Source organism: Pseudomonas sp. GV047 (assembly GCF_003058245.1).
GTDB lineage: Bacteria > Pseudomonadota > Gammaproteobacteria > Pseudomonadales > Pseudomonadaceae > Aquipseudomonas > Aquipseudomonas marginalis.
In genome coordinates this window covers 515,971-539,085 of sequence record NZ_QCWA01000003.1, presented here as the reverse complement: position 1 = coordinate 539,085, position 23,115 = coordinate 515,971, and the positions used below count along the sequence as shown (strand labels likewise).

The 23,115-nt window shown below is 62.7% G+C and carries 18 protein-coding genes; 6 read left to right on the top strand and 12 right to left on the bottom strand.

The genetic code is table 11. The features are described from left to right. The first annotated feature begins 117 nt into the window (after nucleotides 1-117). The 4 genes from C8K58_RS10755 (at nucleotide 118) to C8K58_RS10740 (ending at nucleotide 7,631) form a co-directional block, all read left to right on the top strand. Nucleotides 118-1,200, top strand: coding sequence for an efflux RND transporter periplasmic adaptor subunit (locus tag C8K58_RS10755; protein ID WP_027607846.1), 1,083 nt, complete (start codon nucleotides 118-120; stop codon nucleotides 1,198-1,200). Beyond that, nucleotides 1,197-2,267: an efflux RND transporter periplasmic adaptor subunit gene (locus C8K58_RS10750; RefSeq protein WP_027607845.1), complete on the top strand. Its 1,071-nt coding sequence runs from the start codon at nucleotides 1,197-1,199 to the stop codon at nucleotides 2,265-2,267. Before C8K58_RS10755 ends, C8K58_RS10750 begins: the two co-directional genes overlap by 4 nt. After that, the gene (locus C8K58_RS10745; protein ID WP_098480613.1) at nucleotides 2,264-5,320 is read left to right on the top strand and encodes an efflux RND transporter permease subunit; all 3,057 of its coding nucleotides are present in this window, start codon (nucleotides 2,264-2,266) and stop codon (nucleotides 5,318-5,320) included. The genes C8K58_RS10750 and C8K58_RS10745 overlap by 4 nt, the downstream gene beginning before the upstream one ends. A 139-nt stretch (nucleotides 5,321-5,459) precedes the next feature. After that, on the top strand, nucleotides 5,460-7,631 hold the full coding sequence (locus tag C8K58_RS10740) for a glycoside hydrolase (protein ID WP_108573706.1): 2,172 nt from the start codon (nucleotides 5,460-5,462) through the stop codon (nucleotides 7,629-7,631). A 71-nt stretch (nucleotides 7,632-7,702) separates the two neighbouring features. Here C8K58_RS10740 and C8K58_RS10735 read toward each other — a convergent pair whose 3' ends face one another. The 12 genes from C8K58_RS10735 to C8K58_RS10680 all read right to left on the bottom strand — a co-directional run bounded on the left by C8K58_RS10735 (nucleotide 7,703) and on the right by C8K58_RS10680 (nucleotide 19,517). Then, the gene (locus C8K58_RS10735) at nucleotides 7,703-8,329 is read right to left on the bottom strand and encodes a bifunctional 2-polyprenyl-6-hydroxyphenol methylase/3-demethylubiquinol 3-O-methyltransferase UbiG (RefSeq protein ID WP_108573705.1); all 627 of its coding nucleotides are present in this window, start codon (nucleotides 8,327-8,329) and stop codon (nucleotides 7,703-7,705) included. Between the two features lie 39 nt (nucleotides 8,330-8,368). Then, nucleotides 8,369-9,013, bottom strand: a complete 645-nt coding sequence (locus tag C8K58_RS10730; protein WP_027607841.1) for a methionine ABC transporter permease — start codon at nucleotides 9,011-9,013, stop codon at nucleotides 8,369-8,371. Then, nucleotides 9,003-10,118 carry a methionine ABC transporter ATP-binding protein gene (locus tag C8K58_RS10725; protein ID WP_092358658.1) on the bottom strand — a complete coding sequence of 372 codons (1,116 nt, stop codon included), beginning with the start codon at nucleotides 10,116-10,118 and terminating at the stop codon, nucleotides 9,003-9,005. Before C8K58_RS10725 ends, C8K58_RS10730 begins: the two co-directional genes overlap by 11 nt. Beyond that, complete coding sequence (locus C8K58_RS10720) at nucleotides 10,115-10,930, bottom strand: MetQ/NlpA family ABC transporter substrate-binding protein (protein ID WP_027607839.1); 816 nt, start codon at nucleotides 10,928-10,930, stop codon at nucleotides 10,115-10,117. The genes C8K58_RS10725 and C8K58_RS10720 overlap by 4 nt, the downstream gene beginning before the upstream one ends. Nucleotides 10,931-11,013: 83 nt before the next feature. Next, nucleotides 11,014-12,366, bottom strand: coding sequence for an LLM class flavin-dependent oxidoreductase (locus C8K58_RS10715; RefSeq protein ID WP_108573704.1), 1,353 nt, complete (start codon nucleotides 12,364-12,366; stop codon nucleotides 11,014-11,016). Further along, nucleotides 12,366-13,559, bottom strand: a complete 1,194-nt coding sequence (locus C8K58_RS10710) for an SfnB family sulfur acquisition oxidoreductase (RefSeq protein WP_108573703.1) — start codon at nucleotides 13,557-13,559, stop codon at nucleotides 12,366-12,368. The genes C8K58_RS10715 and C8K58_RS10710 overlap by 1 nt, the downstream gene beginning before the upstream one ends. Nucleotides 13,560-13,583: 24 nt before the next feature. Continuing rightward, nucleotides 13,584-14,825, bottom strand: coding sequence for an SfnB family sulfur acquisition oxidoreductase (locus C8K58_RS10705; RefSeq protein ID WP_108573702.1), 1,242 nt, complete (start codon nucleotides 14,823-14,825; stop codon nucleotides 13,584-13,586). A gap of 187 nt (nucleotides 14,826-15,012) precedes the next feature. Next, the gene (locus tag C8K58_RS10700; RefSeq protein WP_027607835.1) at nucleotides 15,013-15,789 is read right to left on the bottom strand and encodes a hypothetical protein; all 777 of its coding nucleotides are present in this window, start codon (nucleotides 15,787-15,789) and stop codon (nucleotides 15,013-15,015) included. A 305-nt stretch (nucleotides 15,790-16,094) separates the two neighbouring features. Further along, nucleotides 16,095-16,841: an L-cystine ABC transporter ATP-binding protein TcyN gene (gene tcyN / locus C8K58_RS10695; RefSeq protein ID WP_027607834.1), complete on the bottom strand. Its 747-nt coding sequence runs from the start codon at nucleotides 16,839-16,841 to the stop codon at nucleotides 16,095-16,097. Between the two features lie 3 nt (nucleotides 16,842-16,844). Continuing rightward, on the bottom strand, nucleotides 16,845-17,510 hold the full coding sequence (gene tcyL, locus C8K58_RS10690) for a cystine ABC transporter permease (protein ID WP_032884921.1): 666 nt from the start codon (nucleotides 17,508-17,510) through the stop codon (nucleotides 16,845-16,847). Next, nucleotides 17,510-18,304, bottom strand: a complete 795-nt coding sequence (gene tcyJ / locus C8K58_RS10685; RefSeq protein ID WP_108573701.1) for a cystine ABC transporter substrate-binding protein — start codon at nucleotides 18,302-18,304, stop codon at nucleotides 17,510-17,512. Before tcyJ ends, tcyL begins: the two co-directional genes overlap by 1 nt. 217 nt (nucleotides 18,305-18,521) lie before the next feature. Continuing rightward, complete coding sequence (locus C8K58_RS10680; protein WP_065948523.1) at nucleotides 18,522-19,517, bottom strand: D-cysteine desulfhydrase; 996 nt, start codon at nucleotides 19,515-19,517, stop codon at nucleotides 18,522-18,524. Nucleotides 19,518-19,683: 166 nt separating this feature from the next. Between C8K58_RS10680 and epsC the strand changes: the two genes are divergently transcribed. Together epsC and betT are read left to right on the top strand one after the other, a co-directional pair. After that, nucleotides 19,684-20,610 carry a serine O-acetyltransferase EpsC gene (gene epsC, locus C8K58_RS10675; RefSeq protein WP_092489301.1) on the top strand — a complete coding sequence of 309 codons (927 nt, stop codon included), beginning with the start codon at nucleotides 19,684-19,686 and terminating at the stop codon, nucleotides 20,608-20,610. Between the two features lie 391 nt (nucleotides 20,611-21,001). Further along, entirely contained in the window at nucleotides 21,002-22,963 is a 1,962-nt protein-coding gene (betT, locus tag C8K58_RS10670) for a choline transporter BetT (RefSeq protein WP_162844283.1), read from the top strand. The last annotated feature ends 152 nt before the right edge of the window (nucleotides 22,964-23,115 follow it).

The window sequence follows — 23,115 nt, the reverse complement described above, 5'->3', positions numbered from 1 at the left end:
CCCCGATGAGGCCGATGAACTCACCTCAATACGCCTTCCCCATGCAGATAAGGAACCCTGAACTAAGCTCACAGTCGCATACACACTGGCACATCGCATCGCGCACAAGGAGTCTGCATGGGCGGTCGTATTTCCATCTGTATCGTCGGTCTGGGTTTAGTGGTGTTGCTGAGCGCGTGTGGCCAGGAAAAAGCTGAGCCCAAGGCCCATTCGCGGGTTTTTGTTCAAACCGTACAACCCGCCGATTTCGCCGCGGCCGTCACGCTGACCGGAGATATCCAGGCCCGCGTGCAAACCGATTTGTCCTTCCGGGTCGGCGGCAAGATCATCCAGCGCATGGTGGATGTGGGCGATCGCGTCAAAGCCAGACAGGTGCTGGCCAGGCTCGACCCCAAGGATTTGCAGACCAACGTCGACTCCGCCCAGGCCCAGGTCGTGGCGGAACAGGCGCGGGTCAAGCAAACCGCCGCCGCGTTTGTGCGCCAGGAAAAGCTCCTGCCCAAGGGCTACACCAGCCGCAGCGAATACGATTCCGCCCAGGCCGCGCTGCGCAGCAGCCAAAGTGCCCTGGCCGCCGCGCAGGCACAGTTGGCCAACGCCCGTGAACAACTCGGCTATACCGCGCTGATCGCGGATGCGCCGGGGGTGATCACCGCGCGCCAGGCCGAAGTCGGTCAGGTGGTGCAGGCCACCGTGCCGATTTTCAGCCTGGCCAGCGATGGCGAGCGCGATGCGGTGTTCAACGTCTATGAGTCACTGCTGGTTGAGCCGCCGCCGGATGCGCCGATCACCGTCAGCCTGCTGGATAACCCGAGCATCAAGGCCGTGGGTAAAGTGCGTGAAGTCACGCCTGCCGTAGCCGCCAATACCGGCACGGTGCAAGTGAAGATCGCCCTGCAATCGTTACCCGAAGGCATGCGGCTTGGTTCGGTGGTCAGTGCCACCGCCAATGGCCCGGCCAAGGCGAGTATCGAGCTGCCCTGGTCGGCGTTGACCAAAGACCTCAGCGAGCCCGCCGTATGGCTGGTGGACGGCGAGGGCAAGGCGCAACTGCACAAGGTCACGGTGGCGCGTTACCTCACCGGCAAAGTGATTATTGGCGACGGCCTCAAGGGCGGCGAAAAAGTCGTGGTGGCCGGTGGGCAATTGCTGCACCCCGGCATGCTGGTCGAGATTGCCCAGCCAGGAGCCCAGCCATGAAGCGCCTGACGGTTGTACTCGCCGCCAGCCTGTTGCTGATGGCCTGCTCCAAAGAAGAACCGGCGCCCGAGCCCGTGCGCCCGGTGCTGTCCATGGAGGTGAAGTCCGAGGACCAGGAAACCCTCGGCCGTTTCGCCGGCACCATCCAGGCGCGCTATGAAAGCAATCTGGGCTTCCGGGTCCCCGGTCGCATCGCCCGGCGTGCCGTGGATGTGGGCGCCGAAGTGGACAAGGGCGCCTTGCTCGCGGTGCTTGACCCTACCGACCAACAGAACCAGTTGCGCGCCGCCCAGGGCGATTTGGCACGGGTGCAGGCCCAGTTCATCAACGCCCAGGCCAATGCCCGTCGCCAGCAGGAGCTGTTCAACCGTGGCGTCGGCGCCCAGGCCCAACTGGACGTGGCCCAGACCGACCTGAAGACCACCCAGGCCTCCCTCGACCAGGCTCAGGCTTCGGTCAACCAGGCCAGGGACCAGCTCAACTACGCCGAGCTGCGCACCGACCACGCCGGCATCGTCACCGCCTGGAATGCCGAGGCCGGCCAGGTGGTCAGCGCCGGTCAGCAAGTGGTGACCCTGGCGCGCCCGGACATCAAGGAGGCGGTCATCGACCTGCCCGCCGGCCTCGCCGAGCGCCTGCCGGCGGATGTGGTATTCCTCGTCGCCGGGCAACTCGACCCCAGCGTCCACACCACCGCCACCGTGCGCGAGATCGAACCCCAGGCCCAAAGCGCCACGCGCACCCGTCGCGCGCGCCTGACCCTGGCCGAAACGCCGCCCGCGTTCCGCCTTGGTACGGCGATCAGCGTGACCTTGAGTTCGGCCATCGCCCCACGCATCGAATTGCCCCTGAGCGCCTTGCAGGAAGTCGACGGCAAGACCCGCATCTGGATCCTCGATACCCAAAGCCAGACCGTGCAACCGCGCGATATCACGGTGCTTAGCCGTGACGCTGACAGCGCCTTGCTCAACGGCGGCGTCAAACCCGGCGAGCGTATCGTTACCGCCGGCGTGAACAGCCTGAAGCCCGGGCAGAAAGTCAAAATCGACGAGGACAGCCCGCGATGAAAGGCAGCTTCAACTTATCCGACTGGGCCCTCAAGCATCAGTCCTTCGTCTGGTACCTGATGTTCGTCGCGCTGCTGATGGGCGTGTTCTCCTACATGAACCTGGGCCGCGAGGAAGACCCCTCGTTCACTATCAAGACCATGGTGATCCAGACCCGCTGGCCGGGCGCGACCCAGGAAGAAACCCTCAAGCAGGTCACCGACCGCATCGAGAAAAAGCTCGAGGAACTCGACGCCCTCGACTATGTGAAAAGCTACACGCGACCGGGTGAATCCACGGTGTTCGTGTTCCTCAAGGACACCACCGGCGCCAAGGCGATTCCGGAGATCTGGTACCAGGTCCGCAAGAAGATCGACGACATTCGCGGCACCTTCCCCCAGGGCTTGCAGGGGCCGTCGTTCAACGACGAATTCGGCGATGTGTTCGGCTCGGTGTACGCCTTTACCGGCGACGGCCTGTCGATGCGCCAGTTGCGCGACTACGTGGAGCAGGTGCGCGCCGAGATCCGTTCGGTGCCGGGGCTGGGCAAGGTCGAGATGATCGGCCAGCAGGACGAAGTGATTTACCTGAACTTCTCCACGCGCAAACTGGCGGCCCTGGGCATCGATCAGCGCCAAGTGGTGCAAAGCCTGCAATCGCAGAACGCGGTGACCCCCGCCGGCGTGATCGAGGCCGGGCCGGAGCGCATCTCGGTGCGTACCTCGGGGCAGTTCGCCTCGGAGAAAGACCTGGCCAACGTCAACCTGCGCCTCAATGACCGCTTCTATCGCCTGGCGGATATCGCCGAGATCAGCCGTGGCTATGTCGACCCGGCGCGGCCGATGTTCCGCTTCAACGGCAAGCCGGCGATTGGCCTGGCCATCGCCATGCAGAAGGGCGGCAATATCCAGTCGTTCGGCAAGGCCCTGCACACGCGCATGGACGAACTGACCGCCGACCTGCCGGTGGGCGTCGGTGTGCATAAGGTCTCCGACCAGGCCGAAGTGGTGGAAGAGGCCGTCGGCGGCTTTACCAGCGCGCTGTTCGAAGCGGTGATCATCGTGCTGGTGGTGAGCTTTATCAGCCTCGGCATGCGCGCCGGGCTGGTGGTGGCGTGCTCGATTCCACTGGTGCTGGCGCTGGTATTCGTGTTCATGGAATACAGCGGCATCACCATGCAGCGTGTGTCGCTGGGTGCGTTGATCATCGCCCTCGGCCTGTTGGTGGACGATGCGATGATCACCGTGGAGATGATGATCACGCGCCTGGAAAAAGGCGAAACCAAGGAGCAGGCGGCGACCTACGCCTACACCTCCACGGCATTTCCGATGCTCACCGGTACGTTGGTGACCGTGGCCGGCTTCGTGCCGATTGGCCTCAACGCCAGTTCGGCAGGCGAGTACACCTTTACCCTGTTCGCGGTGATTGCCGTGGCGATGCTGGTGTCGTGGGTGGTGGCGGTGCTGTTTGCGCCGGTGATCGGCGTGCATATCCTCAGCGCCAAGGTGAAACCCCACAGCGCCGAGCCGGGGCGCATCGGCCGCGCGTTCAATGGCGGCATGCTCTGGGCCATGCGCAACCGTTGGTGGGCCATCGGTATCACTGTGGGCCTGTTCGTGGCGTCGGTGTTCTCCATGCAGTTTGTGCAGAACCAGTTCTTCCCGTCGTCGGACCGCCCGGAAATCCTCGTCGACCTCAACCTGCCGCAAAACGCCTCGATCAACGAGACGCGCAAGGCCGTCGACCGCCTTGAAGCGATCATCAAGGACGACCCGGACATTGCACGCTGGAGCACTTATATCGGCCAGGGCGCGATCCGTTTCTACCTGCCCCTAGACCAGCAACTGGAAAACCCCTACTACGCGCAACTGGTGATCGTCAGCAAAGGCCTGGAAGAGCGCGGTGCCTTGATTGCGCGCCTGCAAAAGCGCCTGCGCGACGACTTCGTGGGCATCGGCAGTTTCGTGCAGCCGCTGGAAATGGGCCCGCCGGTAGGGCGTCCGATCCAGTATCGCGTGTCCGGCAAAGACACCGACCAGGTGCGTAAACACGCCATCGAACTGGCGACCCTGCTGGATAAAAACACCCACCTGGGCGAGATCATCTACGACTGGAACGAGCCGGGCAAAGTGCTGCGCATCGACATTGCCCAGGACAAGGCGCGCCAGCTCGGGCTGTCCTCCGAAGACGTGGCGCAACTGATGAACAGCGTGGTCAGTGGTGCTTCGGTAACCCAGGTGCACGACGACATCTACCTGATCAACGTGGTCGGCCGTGCCGAGGACGCCGAGCGCGGTACCCCGGAAACCTTGCAGAACCTGCAGATCGTCACGCCCAACGGCACCTCGATTCCGCTGCTGGCCTTCGCCACCGTGCGCTATGAGCTGGAGCAGCCGCTGGTGTGGCGTCGCGACCGTAAGCCGACCATCACCATCAAGGCCTCGGTGCGCGATGAGATGCAGCCGACCGACCTGGTCAAGCAGCTCAAGCCGGAGATCGACCAATTCAGCGCCGGCCTGCCGGTGGGCTACAAGGTCGCCACCGGCGGCACCGTGGAAGAAAGCGGCAAGGCCCAAGGCCCGATTGCCAGCGTGGTGCCGTTGATGCTGTTCCTGATGGCGACGTTCCTGATGATCCAGCTGCACAGCGTGCAGAAGATGTTCCTGGTGGCCAGTGTCGCGCCGCTGGGGCTGATCGGCGTGGTGCTGGCGCTGATCCCCACGGGCACGCCCATGGGCTTTGTGGCGATCCTCGGCATCCTGGCGCTGATCGGCATCATCATCCGCAACTCGGTGATCCTGGTGACGCAGATCCACGAATATGAAGTGGCCGGCTACACGCCGTGGGACGCGGTGGTGGAAGCCACCGAGCATCGGCGCCGGCCGATCCTGCTCACGGCGGCGGCGGCGAGCCTGGGCATGATCCCGATTGCCCGCGAAGTGTTCTGGGGGCCGATGGCCTACGCGATGATCGGCGGGATCATTATCGCCACCTTGCTGACGTTGTTGTTCCTGCCGGCGCTTTATGTGGCCTGGTACAAGATCCGCGAGCCAAAGCAGGAAGAACACGGTTAAAAATGTGGGAGGGGCGGTGCGACGATTGATCTCAACTGGGCATTTGAGACGTGGGAAACTTCCGCAAGTGAAGCCTGTTGCCCCGGCCAACCGTTGAGTGCTTTACCCTCCGGCCTCCACCTCTCAACGGTCGCCTGCCATGAACCGTCTGCGTCATACCTTGCTGATCTGCTGCTTCCTGTCGCCCCTGGCCTTTGCCGGCACCGTATTGGAAAACCCGCTGTGGCGAGTCGAACTCGACCCGGCCACCCTCGCCATCCGTGTGACACCCAGTGGCCAGCCCCAGGTGCAGGCCTCCAACGGCGTAGCGGCGCGTGCCGTCAGCCAACTCGCACAAAACGCGCAACAGGCCAGTTGGCAATGGGATGACGGTGCCTATCGCGTGACTGCCAGCCTTGAGCAGCGCGACCTGCTGCTGTCGATCACGGCGCGGGAAGCCGGTGAGCTGCCGATTCTTCTACAACCGCCGAGCGCCATGGGCCGAGGGTTGATATGGCCGTTGGCCGAAGGGCATTACGTGCCGGCCGGCCATGCCATGTGGAACGCTTTCCTGGTGGCGCAGGGTGACATCAACACCACCCAGGACCTCAGCCTGCCGCTGTGGGGCGTCGATCACGGCGCTTTCACCCTCAACTGGCTGCTGACCAATCCCTATAACAACCGCCTGCGCTGGCGGGGCCAGGCGCTGTCGCTGGCCCATGAGTTCACTTCGCTCGGGCCTGCCGCCCCCATGACCCTGTTGTTGCACCTGGGCGAAAGCGATCCGCTGGCCGGGGCCAAGCGCTATCGCCAATGGTTGGTCGCGCAGGGTCGCTATGAGCCCCTGGCAGACAAGCTGCGGCAAACCCCTGAGGCTGAAAAGCTGCTGGGCGCCAGCCATGTCTACCTGTGGGGCAATGACCTGCTGGCGCCGGAGGGTGTGCGTGATTGGCCGTTGTTGCTCCAGCGCTTGCGCGCTCATGAACTCAGAGGCCTGTTGGACAAGGACTCCGCAGCGGTGCTGGCGCAGCCCCGCGCCTTGAATCGCTACGAGCAAAGGGTGCTGTTGCGCGGCCTCAACGCCGCGATCAACAGGAAGGCCCGGCAGAGTTGGCAGGTGGACGAGCCCGATATGACCCGTCTTGCCGCGCGCTATGGCGAGTTGCGTCGCGAATTGGCCGTGGACTTTGCCGGCGCCCTGCGCGATAGCCCTGGCACCTGGGGCAGCCAGGTGGTACAGACGCTGCGCGACGCCGGGCTGCCACGCTTGATGCTGACCCTGGGCGAAGGCTGGGAAGGCGGCCTCTGGCACCCAGAGACCATCCGCGCCGGTGTCGACGCCGGCTACCTGATGGCGCCCTACGATTCCTACCAAACCGCGTTGTCCGCCACCGAAAACCCCGACTGGACCACCGCCCACCTGGGCAGCCAGGCTTACCGCGACTGCGCCATCGTATTGAAGGACGGCACGCTCAAGACCGGCTTCCAGCAGTCCGGCCACTACACCGACCCGCGCTGCGTGCGGCCTCTGCTGGAGGCGCGGGTGAAAGCCGTGCAGGCCAGGGCCGGCTTCAACGCCTGGTTTCTCGATGCGTACGCCACCAGCATGTTGTTCGACAGCTACCGCACCAACGCACCGATGACCCAGGCGCAAAACGCCGAAGGCAATATCGATGCAGCCCGTTGGCTGAACACCACACTGCAATTGCCGACCGGCTCCGAAGACGGCAACGCCATCACCGCCCGGGGCATCCTGTTCGCCCATGGCATGCAAACCCCGGTGCTGGGCTGGGGGGATCGCGACATGACCCAGGACAAACAGTCGCCCTACTACGTGGGCAACTGGTACCCGCCGGAACAACCGGCGGTGTTCTTCAAGTCGGTGCCGCTGAACGAGCCGTTTCGCACCCTCTACTTCGACCCGACGCTGCGCCTGCCGCTGTATCAGGCGGTGTTCCATGGCTCGGTGATCACCACCCATCACTGGCTGTTCGACAGCCTCAAGCTGAGCAATGTGCGGGCTGAAAATGAGCTGACCCAACTGCTCTACAACGTGCCGCCGCTGTATCACCTGAGTGCTGCGACGCTCAAGGCGCGGCTGCCGCTGATCCAGCGCCAGGATCGATTTTTCCGACCGCTGCATGAGCGCCTGGCCACCCAGGCGATGACCGGGTTTCGCTGGCTGACGGCGGATCGGCAGGTGCAGGAAACCACGTTTGCCGATGGTACGCGGTTGGTGGCGAATTTTTCCACGGGGTCCAGAGAGGGGTTTGCGGCAAGGAGTGTGACAGCGGTGGTGGATGGGACATCGGTGGTGTATCAGGTGCAGTAGGGGTGTCCATCAGTCCGTCATCGGGGGCAAGCCCCCTCCCACAGGGGCATGCATTCCAAATGTGGGTTGACTCAAGTCTTGCGCCAAACGCTGGCCAACCAGGGCTGCTGGGGTCGAGGCAACCCGGCGGGTCGGTAGTAATGCTCCAGTTCCACGAAGCCGGCGGCGGTGAGCAGTGCCTGCCAGGCCTCGAGGTCGTGATAGGAACCATAGCGCGGCCCGTTCCAGCCTTCCTGGTTCTCACCCCGTGGATTGGAACTGAACAGCACACCGCCGGGCTTCAACGCCCCATGCAGTTGCTTGAGCACACGGGGCAATTCCTGCTTGGGGATATGAAACAGCACCGCATTGGCAAAGATCCCGTCAAAGCGTTCGGCGGGCAGATCCAGCTTGAGGAAGTCCTGCTGCAACACCTCACAGCCGCTGTCTTCGCGCGCCATCTGCGCAAACCGCTCGGAGCCATCCAGGCCGACGGCGATATGCCCCAGGCGCGTAAAGGTCTGCAAGTCCCGCCCCGGCCCGCAGCCGAAATCCAGCACGGTAAAGGGCGCCGAGCCCTGGATATGCCGCAGCAGCGCGTCGATGTTCTGGCTCACATCGTGATCGCGGGTGCCTTCACGGAAGCTCTCGGCCACGCTGTTGTAGTGGCCGAGGGTGGTGGACGTGATCTGGTCGAGGTCGTCGGGCTTGAGGGGCATGGTGATGAATACCGGGCACTGAGATGGCCCGACTATACCTCACCTCTTGTTCAGCACTCGCGCCAGGCGATCGCCGCCGAGTTGAATCACCGCCACCAGGATCACCAGCAGCACAATCACCGTAAGCATGATCTGCGTATCAAAGCGCTGGTAGCCATAGCGATAGGCAATGTCGCCCAAGCCACCGGCCCCGATCGCCCCGGCCATGGCCGACGAGTTGATCATGGTCACCAGGGTGATGGTGAACCCGCCGACAATCCCCGGCAGCGCCTCGGGCAGCAGTACATGCCAGATGATGTGCCAGCGCCGGCAACCCATGGCCTGGGCGGCTTCGATCAGGCCGTGGTCGACCTCGCGCAGACTCACTTCGGCGATCCGCGCGAAGAACGGTGTGGCGGCGATGGTCAGCGGTACGACCGCCGCCCACACGCCATAGGTGGTGCCGACGATCAGCCGCGTGAACGGGATCAGCGCCACCATCAGGATCAAAAACGGAATCGAGCGGAACAGATTGACGAACGCCCCCAGCACCCGGTTCAGCGTCGGCGCCTGGTAGATGCCGCCCTTGTCACTGGTCACCAGAAACACCGCCAGCGGAATCCCCACCAGCAAGGCGATCAACGACGACACGCCGACCATCAACAAAGTGTCGATGGCGCCTTGCACCAAACGATCAAACCACATAGCCCAGCACCTCCACCTGTTGTGCCCAGTTCGCAGCGCGGTTGCGCAGTTCTTCGCTGTTATGGGGTGAGCCATTCACCGCCAGCAGCAGTTGCCCCAAGGCATGCCCCTGGATCCGTTCGACACCGCCCTGCAGTAAGCGCACGCGCCCGCCGAGGGCGCTGAACAGCGCGGCCAGGTCCGGTTCATCGCTGGCACTGCCGGTGAACTGCAAGCGCAGCACCACGGCGGCGTCCGGCGATTCAGGCTGGGGGTGCAAACGGCTTTGCAGTTCTTCCGGCAGCCCATGTTGCAGCGGCGCCAGCAGGGTCTGGCTGACCTCATGTTGCGGGTTGCCGAACACTTGCCACACCGGGCCTTGCTCGACGATGCGCCCGTGTTCCAGCACCACCACGCGGTCGCAGATGTCGCGGATCACCGCCATCTCATGGGTGATCAAGACGATGGTCAGGCCCAGGCGCCGGTTGATCTCGCGCAACAGGCCGAGGATCGATTGGGTGGTCTCCGGGTCGAGGGCCGAGGTGGCTTCGTCGCACAGCAGGATCTGCGGGTCGTGCACCAGCGAACGGGCAATGCCCACGCGCTGTTTCTGCCCACCGGACAGCTGCGCCGGGTAGGCCTTGTGCTTGTCCTGCAATCCGACCAATTCCAGCAGCTCACGCACTTTTTGCTCACGCTGGGGCTTGGGCACGCCGGCGACTTTCAGCGGCAATTCGACGTTCTGCCACACGGTCTTGGCCGACATCAGGTTGAAGTGCTGGAAGATCATGCCGATACGTCGGCGCAGCGCCACCAGGTGGTCTTCGTCGAAGTCGCCGATGTCCACCTGATCGATTAGCACGCGCCCGCTGCTGGGTTGTTCCAGGCGGTTGATGGTGCGGATCAGCGAGGACTTGCCGGCGCCGCTGCGGCCGATAATGCCGAACACTTCACCGCGCTGGATCGCCAGGTCGATGCCTTGCAAGGCATGCACGCCGCCGTCGTAGGTCTTGCCCAGGTTGATAAAGCGCACGTGCGCGCGGTTCAGGTCCGGATGCAGTTCTGTCTGTTCGGCGTCCCTGGGCGGTGAGCCCAGGTCGCGCAGTCGAGCGTGGGCGGCGGTCATTTTTTATCTTCCCAACCGACTTGGTAGAGCTTGCCGAGGGATTTATCCAGGGCGGCACGCACCACCGGCGAGTGCTGGTAGATGTCGACGAACTTGATCACGCGCGGGTCGGTTTTGCTTTTTGGCTGGATCACGAACTGGATCACGTATTCCGGGTGGTCGAGGCCGTCGAACAGCAGCGCCGACTCGGCATCGAAGGTCTTGGACAGGCGGATGTAGGCCGGGTAGCCCTGCACCAGGTCCGCGTCGTCATAGGCGCGCACCAGTTGCACGGCCTCGACTTGCAGGATCTTGATCTTCTTCGGGTTGCTGACGATGTCTTCTTCGGTGGCCTTGTAGCCCACGCCCGGCTTGAGGGTGATCAAGCCGGCCTTGGCCAGCAGTTGCAGGCCGCGACCGCTGTTGATCGGGTCGTTGGCAATCGCCACGCTGGCGCCCTGGGGCAGGTCGTTGATGCTTTTGTACTTTTTCGAATACAGCCCGACGTTGTTGATGATGCCCGGCGCGTACGGCACCAGGTCGAAGCCGGCGGCGGTCTTGGCGTTTTCCAGGAACGGGATGTGCTGGAAGTAGTTCACATCGATATCGCCGGCGGCCAGGCTGACATTGGGCGCGATCCAGTCGGTGAATTCCACCAGCTCGACCTTCAAGCCTTGCTTGCCGGCTTCGGCGACGGCGGCTTCCAGGGGGATCGCGAAGGCGGCGGTGGTGCCGATTTTCAACGGTGCATCGGCGGCGAACACCGCCGAGCTGAACAACCCGAAGGCCAGGGCCAGTGCTTTGACTGGGTTATTGAGGAATGTCTTTTTCATAGTGGATTTCCAGTCATAAGGTATTAGGGCAAACAATGCAGATCCAATGTGGGAGGGGGCTTGCCCCCTCCCACCTTTTTTGTTCAGTGGCGGTAGGTAGATCCGGTGTGTTGTTCGGGTAGGCGAGCACTGCCGTGGAAGACCTTTTCCCGCAGCGTGCCGCTCTCATATTCGGTCTTGTACGACCCCCGCTTCTGCAACTCCGGCACCACCAGATCGATAAAGTCCACATAGCTTTCCGGGGTGACAATGCGCGTGAGGTTGAAGCCATCCAGCCCGGTTTCGCTGATCCAGGATTCCAGCTCGTCAGCGACCTGTTCGGGCGAGCCGACCAGGGTGATATAGCGCCCGCCGAGGGCGTGCTGTTCGAGCAACTTGCGTCGGGTCCAGTCGTTGTTTTGCAGGTTCTTGGTGGCCGACTGGATCGCGTTGCTCTTCACGTACTGGATCGGTTCGTCGATTTCGTATTGGGAAAAATCAATCGCGGTGGACGCCGAAAAATGCGCGACGCCGGCCTCCGCGCTGGCATAGCTCAGGTACTCGGCATGCTTGGCCCAGGCCAGTTCTTCGGTGGCGCCAACGATCACGTTCAGCCCCATGAACACCTTGATGTCATCCGGGTTGCGCCCGGCCTCGACCGCGCTGGCGCGCACCTTGTCCACCTGCACCTTGGTCGCGGCCTTGTTCTGCCCGCTGATGAATACGCACTCGGCATGGCGCCCGGCGAACAACAGGCCACGGTCTGAACTGCCGGCCTGGAACAGCACCGGCGTACGCTGCGGCGACGGCTCGCACAGGTGATAACCCTCCACCTGGTAGAACTCGCCATGGTGCTCGACTTTGTGCACCTTGCCCGGCTGCGCGTAGACCCGCGCCTGCGGATCGTTGAGCACCGCGTCGTCTTCCCAGCTGCCTTCCCAGAGTTTGTAGAGCACTTCCAGGTATTCATCGGCCTGGTCGTAGCGCCGGTCATGCTCGACCTGTTCGGTGAGGCCCATGGCCTTGGCGGCGCTGTCGAGGTAGCCGGTGACGATGTTCCAGCCCACCCGGCCGCGGCTCAGGTGGTCGAGCGTGGACATGCGCCGGGCGAACAGGTACGGCGGCTCATAGGTGAGGTTGGCGGTGAGGCCGAAGCCGAGGTTTTTGGTCACGGCGGCCATCGCCGAAACCAGCAACAGCGGGTCATTGACCGGCAGCTGGATCGACTCCTTGAGCGGCACATCAATGGAGTTCTGGTACACGTCATACACGCCGACGATATCGGCGATGAACAAACCGTCGAACAGCCCGCGCTCCAGGGTTTGCGCGAGGTCGGTCCAGTACTCGATGCTTTTGTACTGGGTGGACGTGTCCCGTGGATGGGTCCACATACCGTGGTTGATATGCCCGATGCAGTTCATGTTGAAGGCATTGAGCAGGATATTTTTCTTTGCCATCAAATGGTCCCCCGCAGTGGCGGGTTTTCAGCGTTGAGGTAGTAATTGCCCACAGCGTGGTACTTCCAGCGCACCGGGTCGTGCAGGGTGTGCACGCGGGCGTTGCGCCAGTGGCGGTCGAGGCCGTGCTCGGCGAGGGTGGCCTGGCTGCCAGCCAGCTCGAACAGGGTGCTGCCGGCGGCCAGGGAAATCTCGGTGCTCAAGGCGCGGACTTCAGCGACGGCGATGGACGCTGCCGCCACGGTCTCTGCATTGCTGTCGGCCTGGGCGCGATCGAGGTAAACACCGGCACGTTCCAGCAAGGCTTCAGCGGCGTGTAGGCGAATGCTCAGGTGGCCGAAGCTCTTCAGGGTCAGCGGGTCTTCGGTGGCCTTGTCGTTGCCGGAGTCGATCCATGGGCGGGTCTTGGTACGCACAAAGTGCAGTGCATCTTCAAAGGCGGCGCGGGCGATGCCGGTGTCGATGGCGGCGTGAAGAATCTGCGCCAGCGGGCCGACCGTGGTCGGGCGTTCGAAAGCGCTCTGGAACGGGATCACGTCGTGGGCAGCAACCCACACGTTATCGAACACCACCGAGCCGCTGCCGGTGGTGCGCTGGCCGAAGCCGCTCCAGTCGTCAATGACCGTCAGGCCTTCGCTGTCACGGAGGACAAAGGCCAGTTGCTGGATGCCGTGTTCATCCACCACCGAGGTGGGGATGCGCTGGGCATAGATCGCGCCGGTGGCGTAGAACTTGCGGCCGGTGATACGGAAGCCGTCGCCGTCGCGGGTGATGGACGTAACACGGTCGTGGGCGGTCCTGGTGCCCAGTTCTGCCAGGGCGTTGCCGAAACGCTGGCCGGCGAGTACTTCGGCGTACAGGCGTTGTTGCTGTTCAGGGCTGCCATTCACGCGCAGCACTTCGAGGGCATAGAAATGGTTTTGCGGAATCTGGCCCAGGGAGGCATCCGCCTGGGCGATCAGGGCAATGACCTTGGCCAGGGTCACGTTGGAAACCCCCGCGCCGCCAAATGCCTTGGGCACGCTGATGCCCCACAGGCCGGAGCGCGAGAACACGTCCAGTTCGGGCAGCGGCAGGCGGCGTTCGCGGTCGCGCTGGGCGCTGTCGCGGCGCAAGTCTTCGGCCAGGTCGCTGGCGACAATAAGGGCCTGTTCGTCGCTGGTGATAACCGCGACACGGTGAGAAAAGGTCATGAGTTTCTCCAGAGGTCTGGTCGGTTAAATCCAGGAATGGCGAGCCGGCAACGTGCCGTTCAAGCGATAGGCGCCGACGGCGTGATACTTCCAGCGCACCGGGTCGTGCAGGGTGTGCACCCGGGCGTTGCGCCAGTGACGGTCGAGGTTGAATTCGGCGAGGGTGGCGCGGCTGCCGGCCAGTTCGAAGAGCTTTTCGCTGACCAGCAACGACACTTCAGTGGTGAGCACCTTCGCTTCGGCCACGGCAATCGACGCACGCGCGGCGGACTGTGCGGTGATCGGCGCGGCGCTGACCTGGTCCAGCACTTGCCCGGCCTTGCGCAACAGCGCCTCGGCGGCGTGCAGTTCGATCTTCAGCTTGCCGATATCGGCGATCACGTAGAGGTCATCGCTGGCGCGCTCGACCTTGGCGTCGATCCACGGGCGCGAACGCTCCCGCACAAAGGCGATGGTGTCATCCAGCGCGCCACGGGCGATGCCGGCGTCGATGGCGGCCTGGATCAGTTGGGAAACGGCGCCCTGGATAGTCGGGCTTTCGCCGATGCGCCAGTTGTCTACGACCAGTTCGGCGTCCACGGGCACGCGGTCCAGCAGCACGGTGCCGCTGGCGGTGGTGCGTTGGCCGAAGCCCGACCAGTCATCCACGATGCGCAGCCCTGCGGTGCCACGGCGTACAAACGCCATGACCTGCTTGCCGTCGTCGTTCAGCGCCTTCACCGCCACCCAATGGGCAAACAGTGCGCCGGTTGAATAGAACTTCTGGCCGCTGATCACGTAACCGTCGCCTTGGGCGGTGATGCGCGCCTTGAGCTCCAGGGTGTTCCTGGTGCCGCGTTCCGGGCCGCCATTGCCGATGCGCCAGCCGTCGAGGACGCTCTGGAACAGGTGCTCTTTCTGGCGCTCGGTGGCGGCGCCCTGCAACACCTGCAGAATGCCGAAATGGTTCTGCGGGATCTGCCCGAGGGCCGGGTCTGCCGCGCTGATGATCGCGAACACCTCCGCCAGGGTGGTGAACGACACCTGTGGGCCGCCGTATTCGCGGGGGATGGAAATACTGCCCAGCCCACTGCGCGTGAATTGTTCGATCTGCGCCCACGGCAGCTTGCGTTGCTGGTCACGCTGGGCGGCCTGCAGGCGCGCGGCCTGGGCCAGCTCATGGGCAGCCTTAAGCGCCTCTGCATCGTTGCGCAGCACGGCGGCCGGCAACAGCAGGGGAGCAACGTCCAGATCACTCTGGGGGGGTGTTAGAGCCAAGTTAGACATCAGCGCCGCTCCTTGGCTGCACGTAATGCCCTGGCGTTATGCACCGGGGTAATTCTGACCATACCGACCTCGCATTCAATGAAATAAAAACAGAAAAATCAGAGATGTCCGGTGGTCCGGTGCATATACCCTAAGCGTGTTAAATATTTAAATAAACTAACTTTTGGGAATATGCATAGAAGGTCTGTCACCCCGGTTCACAGGGTGAGCCGAGGGGCCGTGGTTGGTAGACCCGCGCGGTCCCGGCCGGCTGGCTCGGCGCGCAGGCGGCAATGCGCAACGTACGTGTGGGCGCCCAGCGCGAATTGTTGCCGACACGATCGAGAATGCAGTACGTCACCTCCAGGCGGCTGTCGTCACCGGCCTCGACAATCACCGTCGAAGGCACCCACACCTGCACGACCACCCCGACGGCTTTGGCCTGGATCCTGGGCAGGTCCATGCGTACGTCTCCCCAGCGCAGGGTGATGGCATCGCCCGTGGCCATGTTCAGGTAAGGCGCGATGGTCAGCGGAATGCCCCGTCGCACCTGGCGACCGTTGACGCCGTAGCGACGGATGGACTCGGGCAAACCGACGGGGGCGAGGTTGTGGTTTTCGTCGCTGTACAGGGGGGAGGGCTGGCCGCCGGGGTATCGGGTCTTTACACATACACCTTTCACGGCCGAGCGGGCAGGTGCACGACCGACTTGCATGACCTGGTAATGCACCTGGGCCAGGCCGTCCAGCACAAAACTTTCCGGCACCCGCAGATGGGTCGGCGAGCCGACCTTGCACGCGCTCACCCTGCGTGAGGCGGCAAAGCAGTTGTTCCAGAACAGTTCGATCAGGTCGCCCTCATCCATGCCGGGGTAAGGCGCGATGTCCACCTGCAGTTGACTGGCCGCCAGTGCGTTGATGCCGTGCCGGTTAGCCTGGGGCAAGGTGGGGGCCGTGAGCAGGGCCGGGGTTGCAGTGCGCGTCATAAGTAATCTCCTTGATGCAGCCAGCAGCAATCGTTCCAGCCCCGTGGCGCGGGTGCGCAGGTGGGCTGAAAGGAACGATTCAGTGAGTAGCCGGGATAGGATCCAATCCTCTGGACGCTAGATAAGAGGGTTGACCAAGGAGCGTCAATGGCGGCAAAAGGCTAAACGGCAGGTTGGAGCAGATTCAGAAGGGTCTGACTGGGCGGGGGATTTTTGGATCAGGGAGACGGCGGGTTTACGCGTGGATGGCGAGGGTTTTCTGTAGGAGCAGATTGTGTGGTGAGGGAGCAAGCTCCCTCGCCACATCAGTGGGCGAGGAACTTGCTCAGGAACTGCCGGGTGCGTTCTTCCTTGGGGTTGGCGAACAACGCCTTGGCTTCGCCTTGCTCCACGATCACGCCCTTGTCGAAGAAGATCACCCGGTTGGCCACATCGCGGGCAAAGCTCATTTCGTGGGTGACGATGACCATGGTGCGGTTTTCTTCGGCGAGGCTGCGGATGGTCGCCAGCACTTCGCCCACCAGCTCCGGGTCCAGCGCCGAGGTGGGTTCGTCGAACAGGATCACCTCCGGTTCCATGGCCAGCGCGCGGGCAATCGCCACGCGCTGTTGCTGGCCGCCCGACAAGCGCCGTGGGTAGGCGTCTTCCTTGCCCGCCAGGCCGACCCTCGCCAGCAGCTTGCGCCCAAGGGCAACAGCGGCTTCACGGGGCATCTTCTTGACCACGGTCGGCCCTTCGATAACGTTTTCCAGCGCTGTGCGGTGGGGGAACAGGTTGAAGTTCTGGAACACAAAACCCACGTGCTGGCGCAGGCGCCGCACCAGGCCTTGTTGCTGGTTGAGCGGTTTGCTGCCGTCGATCTGGATGTCGCCCACCTTGATCCGGCCGCTGGTGGGTTCTTCGAGGAAATTCAGGCAGCGCAGGAAGGTGGTCTTGCCGGAACCGCTGGGGCCGATGATGGCGACGACTTCGCCTTCCTTGACCTCCAGGTCGATGCCGTTGAGTACCACCTGACCGTTGAATTGTTTGGTCAGTTTTTCAACCACGATCATGCTTCAAGACTCCAGGTCATGCCGGTTGACCCGGTCTTCCAGGCGGTTTTGGAAATGCGCCAGGATGCTGGCCAGTACCCAGTAGATCAGGGCGGCGGACAGGTACATGGTGAAAATTTCGAAGGTGCGCGCAGACACCAGTTGAGCCTGGCGGAACAATTCTGGCACCTGGATGGTGGCGGCCAGCGCGGTGTCCTTGACCAGCGAAATAAAGCTGTTGCCCAACGGAGGCAGGGCGGTGCGCATTGCCTGCGGCAGGATGGCCCGGCGCAGGGTCTGCGCACGGGTCATGCCGATACTGGCGGCGGCTTCCCATTGGCCACGCTCGATGGAGGCGATGGCGGCCCGCAGGATTTCACAGGCGTAGGCGGCCATGTTCAGCGAAAAGCCGATCATGGCGGCCGGGATCGGATCCAGCTCGATGCCCACTTGCGGCAAGCCGTAGTAGATCAGAAACAGCTGTACCAGCAAGGGCGTGCCGCGAAAGAACGACACGTAGACGCGGGCTGTCCAGCTCAGCAGTTTGAAGCGCGACAACCGCATCAAGGCCAGGCCGAAGCCCAGCAGCAAGCCGAAAAACATCCCGCCAAGGCTGAGAATCACCGTGTAATACGCGCCCTTGAGCAGAAAGGGCGCGGAGTCCAGCGCGAGTTGGAAACCTGCTTCCATTATTGAGTGACGTCAGCGTTGAAGTACTTCTCGGACAGCTTCTTCAAGGTGCCGTCGGCGCGCAGCTTGTCGAGGGCCTTGTTCACCGCTTCAAGCAGCTCGGGCTCGCCTTTGCGCAGGGCGATACCGGCTTCCTGGCGGGAGAAGGCGTCGCCGGCAGCGGCGGTGTCCGGGGCTTTCTTGGCGTATTCCAGGGCGGCCAGGCGGTCGATCAGGATGGCGTCGATACGGCCGATGCGCAGGTCCTGGAACTTGGTCGGGTCATCGTTATAGGTCTTGATAATGGCTTTGGGTTGGTTGTCCTTGAGCCATTGTTCGTAGTTGGTGCCCAGGCCTACCCCGACTTTCTTGCCGGCCAGGTCGTCGGCGGTCTTGATGGTGTCGACGTTCTTTTTCAGCACCAGCGCCTGGATACCGGACACGGTGTAGGGCGTGGAAAAGTCGTATTTCTTCTTGCGCTCTTCGGAGATGGTGACTTGGTTGACCACCGCATCCAGGCGCTTGGATTCCAGGGCGGCGAGGATGCCGTCCCATGGCGTGGCTTGCAGCTTGACCTTCACGCCCAGCTCTTTGGCCAGGGCCTCGGACAGCTCGACTTCGAAGCCGCTGAGCTTGCCACTTTCATCGACGAAGCTGAACGGCGGGTAAGTGCCTTCCAGGCCGATTTTGATCTCGCCGGCCTTTTTGATGTTGCCCAGTTGCTCGCCGGCAACCGCCTGGCCCAGCCAACCGGCACCGAGCGCCAGACCCAAAGTGCCAACGAGCAACGTGCGACGGAATACAGAAATAGTCATGAAGAGCCCCTGTGTTTTTTATGTTGAGCGAAGCAGGTGACGCGGTAGTCGTATCCTGCCTTAAAGCGCGTAGCGCGTCTTCGCCTACGGCGCGATGATAAAGCCGGGTTTTAAGACTTGAAAATAATATAAATCTTATTTGATATTCTATTTAGGAATATTTGGCGAGTCTAATATGGGAGGGGCAGGCCCCCTCCCACATTTAGCCCGCATTTATTCAGTTGAAAACCGAGTCATAGGCAAACAACGCCGGTGCCCCACCGGTATGCAGGAAAATAATCGGGCCATCTTCGAAGCGCTGGCGGCCGATACCGTCCAGCAAGCCGGCCATGGCCTTGCCAGTGTAGACCGGGTCCAGCAGCAGGCCTTCCTGGCTCGCCAATAGCTTGACCGCCGACAGGGTGCCGGCGTTCGGTTCACCATAACGGGGGCCGAAATATTCGTCCCACAGGATCACCTTGAACGCGTCGGGGATGTCCACGCCGAGCAACTCGGCCGTGCGTTCGGCCAGGCCCTGGACTTTCGGGAACTGCGCTTCTTCCGTGCGCGATACGGTGATGCCGATCACGGGCAGTTGCGGCAGCACTTCACTCAAGGCCAGGGCCAGGCCACTGTGGGTACCGGCGCTGCCGGAGGCCAGCACCACGGCGGCGAATTCGATACCGCTGTCTTCGATCTGTGCGGCCAGCTCCAGGCCGGCGCGTACGTAACCGAGGGCGCCGAGGGCATTGGAGCCGCCGATGGGCACCAGGTACGGTTTCTTGCCGTTGCTGCGCAGGCGATCGGCAAGGGCGTTGAGTTGGTCGTCGACGTTGTCGAGGTTTTCCACCAACTCTACCTTGGCGTCGAACAGCTCCAGCAGCAGGCGGTTGCCGTTGCCCAGGTAGTTGGGGTCTTCGGTGCCGGTGGGGTTTTCCAGCAGGGCTACGCAGCCCAGGCCGAGCCTGGCGGCGAGGGCGGCGGTCTGGCGTACGTGGTTGGACTGGATCGCGCCGGCGGTCACCAGGGTATCGGCGCCCTGGGCGATGGCATCGGCTGCCAGGTATTCGAGTTTGCGTAGCTTGTTGCCGCCCATGGCCAGCGGCGTGGTGTCGTCGCGCTTGACGTAGATGTCGCGTCCCAACCAGGTCGACAGCCGTTCGAGTTTTTCCAGGGCGGTGGCGCCGCCGAGCAGTTCCAGGCGGTTAAAACGGTCGAGCTGTTGCTTGATCATGGCTACGCACGGTGGCTAAGGGATGGAGCGACTATAGGCAGGCACTTTTCATCGGGCAACCGTCAATCGCTTATGCCTGATGGTTCTTACCATCACACCATTGGTTCTTAAGGGCGGCCAGGGTGGATACCGTAAAGTGATGGCCATTACGTCAGGAGTGAATACCGTGAGTGAGCGTTCCAGCCATTGGCAATTACAGACCATCGTCAGCCAACTGCGCAGCGCCCGTGACCAGTGGCGAACACGCAATGGCCGCTTGAGCGGCGAGCATGGCGGCCGCGAATTGCCGTCCCGTGAAGCCGTTGCCCAGATTCTCGAAGCCCTGTGTGGTGCGCTGTTTCCGATGCGCCTGGGGCCGGCGGACTTGCGTGAAGAAAGTGAAGATTTCTACGTCGGCCATACCCTCGATGTCGCCCTGAATGCCTTGCTGGCCCAGGCGCGCCTGGAATTGCGCTATGCCGCGCGCCAGGGCGGCGAGGATGACAGCCAGATCGACGCCCATGCCATCCGGCTGATCCAGGATTTCGCCCTGGCCTTGCCGTCCTTGCGCAGCCTGTTGGACACCGACGTGCTCGCCGCCTACCACGGCGACCCGGCCGCGCGCAGTGTGGATGAAGTGCTGCTGTGCTACCCGGGGATCCTCGCGGTGATTCACCATCGCCTGGCCCACCACCTGTACCGCGCCGGCTTGCCGCTGCTGGCACGGATCAGTGCGGAAATCGCCCACTCGGCCACCGGCATCGATATCCACCCCGGCGCGCAGATCGGCCCGAGTTTCTTCATCGACCACGGCACGGGCGTGGTGATCGGCGAAACCGCGATCATCGGCGAGCGGGTGCGCATCTATCAGGCCGTCACCTTGGGGGCCAAGCGCTTCCCGGCGGATGAAGATGGGCAGTTGCAGAAGGGCCATGCGCGCCACCCGATTGTCGAGGATGATGTGGTGATCTATGCCGGGGCGACGATCCTCGGGCGCATCACCATCGGCAAGGGCTCGACCATTGGCGGCAATGTGTGGCTGACCCGCAGTGTGCCGGCGGGGGCGAATATTACGCAGGCGAATCTGCAGCATGATGATGGGGCGCAAAAATAGCGCCGGTCTTAAAAATCACACAAAACCCTGTGTGGGGGCTTGCACCCCGATAGCGGAGTGTCAGTCAAAAATGAATTGGCTGAACCACCGCCATCGGGGGCAAGCCCCCTCCCACATTTTGACGGCATTCCACATGGAGGCCGTATTTCAGTCAGCAGTCGCTGAACGATTTCCTTTGCTCACCCGTCATACCACTCAGCCCTGCGATTAGCCCCAAACCGCCGATTCATGTTTAACTTGAACGTTCGTTCAAGTTAAACCCGGTGGTTCGCTGCCCGCTCACAACAGGAGGCTTACCTTTGCTGAGTCCGTTTTATACAGCCACATCCCTCACCCTCGGGGTGCATCGTTCATGAGTGCATCGTCCACCCCATCCAGCGGCCTGGTGCGCATGAATGCGCCGGTCTTCTACTTTGCCGCCACCTTCATCTTGCTGTTCGGCATCACTGTCATCGCTATCCCGCAACAGGCCGGTGCCTGGTTGCTGGCGGCGCAAAACTGGGCGGCCAACACGGTCGGCTGGTACTACATGCTGGCGATGACCCTGTATCTGGTCTTCGTGGTGGTCACCGCGCTATCGGGCTACGGCAAGATAAAACTCGGTGCCGACCACGACGAGCCCGAATTCAGTTACCTGTCCTGGGCCGGCATGCTGTTCGCCGCCGGGATCAGCATCACGTTGTTCTTCTTCTGCGTGTCCGAGCCGCTGACGCACCTGGTGCAACCGCCCCAGGGCGAGGCCATGAATGCCGACGCCGCGCGCCAGGCCATGCAGGTGCTGTTCCTGCACTGGGGCCTGCACGGCTGGGGCGTGTTTGCGTTTGTCGGCATGGCGCTGGCGTATTTCGCCTACCGGCATAACCTGCCGCTGGCGTTGCGCTCGGCGCTGTACCCGCTGATCGGCAAGCGCATCAATGGCCCTATCGGCTATGCGGTGGATGGCTTCGGCATCATTGCCACGGTGTTCGGCCTGGGGGCCGACATGGGCTTTGGCGTGCTGCACCTCAATTCCGGCCTCGACTACCTGTTCGGCGTTGCCCACACCCAGTGGATCCAGGTCGGCTTGATCACTCTGATGATGGGCGCGGCGATCCTGGTCGCCGTGGCCGGCGTCGACAAGGGCGTGCGGGTGATGTCCGACATCAACATGCTGCTGGCCTGCGCGCTGCTGCTGTTCGTGTTGTTCGCCGGGCCGACCCAGCACTTGCTCAACACCCTGATCCAGAACATCGGTGACTACCTGGGCGCGTTGCCGACCAAGAGTTTCGATGTGTACGCCTACGACAAACCGAGCGACTGGCTGGGCGGCTGGACGGTGTTCTACTGGGCCTGGTGGATCGCATGGTCGCCATTCGTAGGCCTGTTTATCGCGCGCATTTCCCGTGGCCGGACCATCCGCGAATTCGTGTTCGGCGTGCTGCTGATCCCGCTGGGCTTCACCCTGGCGTGGATGTCGATCTTCGGCAACAGCGCCATCGACCAGGTGCTCAACCACGGCATGACCGCCCTCGGCCAGTCGGCCATCGATGATCCGTCGATGAGCCTCTACCTGCTGCTGGAAACCTACCCGTGGAGCAAAACCGTCATCGCGGTCACGGTGTTTATCAGCTTCGTGTTCTTCGTAACTTCCGCTGACTCGGGCACCGTAGTGCTGTCCACCCTCTCGTCCAAAGGCGGCAACGCCGATGAAGATGGACCGAAATGGCTGCGGGTGTTCTGGGGTGCGATGACCGCGCTGGTCACCAGTGCCTTGCTGTTTGCCGGCAGCATCGATTCGCTGAAATCGGCGGTGGTGCTGACCTCGTTGCCGTTTTCGCTGATCCTGCTGCTGATGATGTGGGGGCTGCACAAGGCCTTCTACCTCGAGTCGCAAAAGCAGATTGCGCAGTTGCATTCGTTGGCACCGGTGTCGGGCTCCCGCAAGGGCACCGGCGGTTGGCGCCAGCGTTTGAGCCAGGCCGTGCATTTCCCGTCGCGGGACGAGGTGTACCGCTTCCTTGAGACCACGGTGCGTCCGGCGATCGAAGAAGTGACGGCGGTGTTTGTCGAAAAAGGCCTCAACGTCGTCACCCAGCCCGACCCGTCCAACGACAGCGTCAGCCTGGAAATCGGCCACGGCGAAGAGCATCCGTTCGTGTACCAGGTGCAGATGCGCGGCTATTTCACGCCCTCATTTGCACGCGGCGGCATGGGGTCCAAGCAGCTCAACAATCGTCGCTACTACCGGGCGGAAGTGCACTTGAGCGAGGGCAGCCAGGACTACGACTTGGTGGGCTACACCAAGGAGCAGATCATCAACGACATCCTCGACCAGTACGAGCGCCACCTGCAGTTCCTGCACTTGGTGCGCTGACGCTCAACTCCCCGCAAAGCCCCGTTCTACGGGGCTTTCTTAAACTTAATTTCATCCGTCAAGACGCTGTTTTGACGCGTAACTGTCATCTGGCCACTGCGTAATTGTGTGAAGCGTTTGACGCTTTCATTTCAGAACAGTGACGGAGACCG

Excerpts from the sequence above, each read along its gene's own strand:
- C8K58_RS10710 (WP_108573703.1), bottom strand. The coding sequence starts at position 13,559 with ATGACCTTTTCTCACCGTGTCGCGGTTATCACCAGCGACGAACAGGCC.
- C8K58_RS10750 (WP_027607845.1), top strand. The coding sequence starts at position 1,197 with ATGAAGCGCCTGACGGTTGTACTCGCCGCCAGCCTGTTGCTGATGGCC.
- C8K58_RS10745 (WP_098480613.1), top strand. The coding sequence starts at position 2,264 with ATGAAAGGCAGCTTCAACTTATCCGACTGGGCCCTCAAGCATCAGTCC.
- C8K58_RS10755 (WP_027607846.1), top strand. The coding sequence starts at position 118 with ATGGGCGGTCGTATTTCCATCTGTATCGTCGGTCTGGGTTTAGTGGTG.
- C8K58_RS10705 (WP_108573702.1), bottom strand. The coding sequence starts at position 14,825 with ATGTCTAACTTGGCTCTAACACCCCCCCAGAGTGATCTGGACGTTGCT.
- betT (WP_162844283.1), top strand. The coding sequence starts at position 21,002 with ATGAATGCGCCGGTCTTCTACTTTGCCGCCACCTTCATCTTGCTGTTC.
- tcyJ (WP_108573701.1), bottom strand. The coding sequence starts at position 18,304 with ATGACTATTTCTGTATTCCGTCGCACGTTGCTCGTTGGCACTTTGGGT.
- C8K58_RS10700 (WP_027607835.1), bottom strand. The coding sequence starts at position 15,789 with ATGACGCGCACTGCAACCCCGGCCCTGCTCACGGCCCCCACCTTGCCC.
- tcyL (WP_032884921.1), bottom strand. The coding sequence starts at position 17,510 with ATGGAAGCAGGTTTCCAACTCGCGCTGGACTCCGCGCCCTTTCTGCTC.
- C8K58_RS10730 (WP_027607841.1), bottom strand. The coding sequence starts at position 9,013 with ATGTGGTTTGATCGTTTGGTGCAAGGCGCCATCGACACTTTGTTGATG.
- C8K58_RS10680 (WP_065948523.1), bottom strand. The coding sequence starts at position 19,517 with ATGATCAAGCAACAGCTCGACCGTTTTAACCGCCTGGAACTGCTCGGC.
- C8K58_RS10715 (WP_108573704.1), bottom strand. The coding sequence starts at position 12,366 with ATGGCAAAGAAAAATATCCTGCTCAATGCCTTCAACATGAACTGCATC.
- C8K58_RS10735 (WP_108573705.1), bottom strand. The coding sequence starts at position 8,329 with ATGCCCCTCAAGCCCGACGACCTCGACCAGATCACGTCCACCACCCTC.
- C8K58_RS10740 (WP_108573706.1), top strand. The coding sequence starts at position 5,460 with ATGAACCGTCTGCGTCATACCTTGCTGATCTGCTGCTTCCTGTCGCCC.
- tcyN (WP_027607834.1), bottom strand. The coding sequence starts at position 16,841 with ATGATCGTGGTTGAAAAACTGACCAAACAATTCAACGGTCAGGTGGTA.
- C8K58_RS10725 (WP_092358658.1), bottom strand. The coding sequence starts at position 10,118 with ATGACCGCCGCCCACGCTCGACTGCGCGACCTGGGCTCACCGCCCAGG.
- C8K58_RS10720 (WP_027607839.1), bottom strand. The coding sequence starts at position 10,930 with ATGAAAAAGACATTCCTCAATAACCCAGTCAAAGCACTGGCCCTGGCC.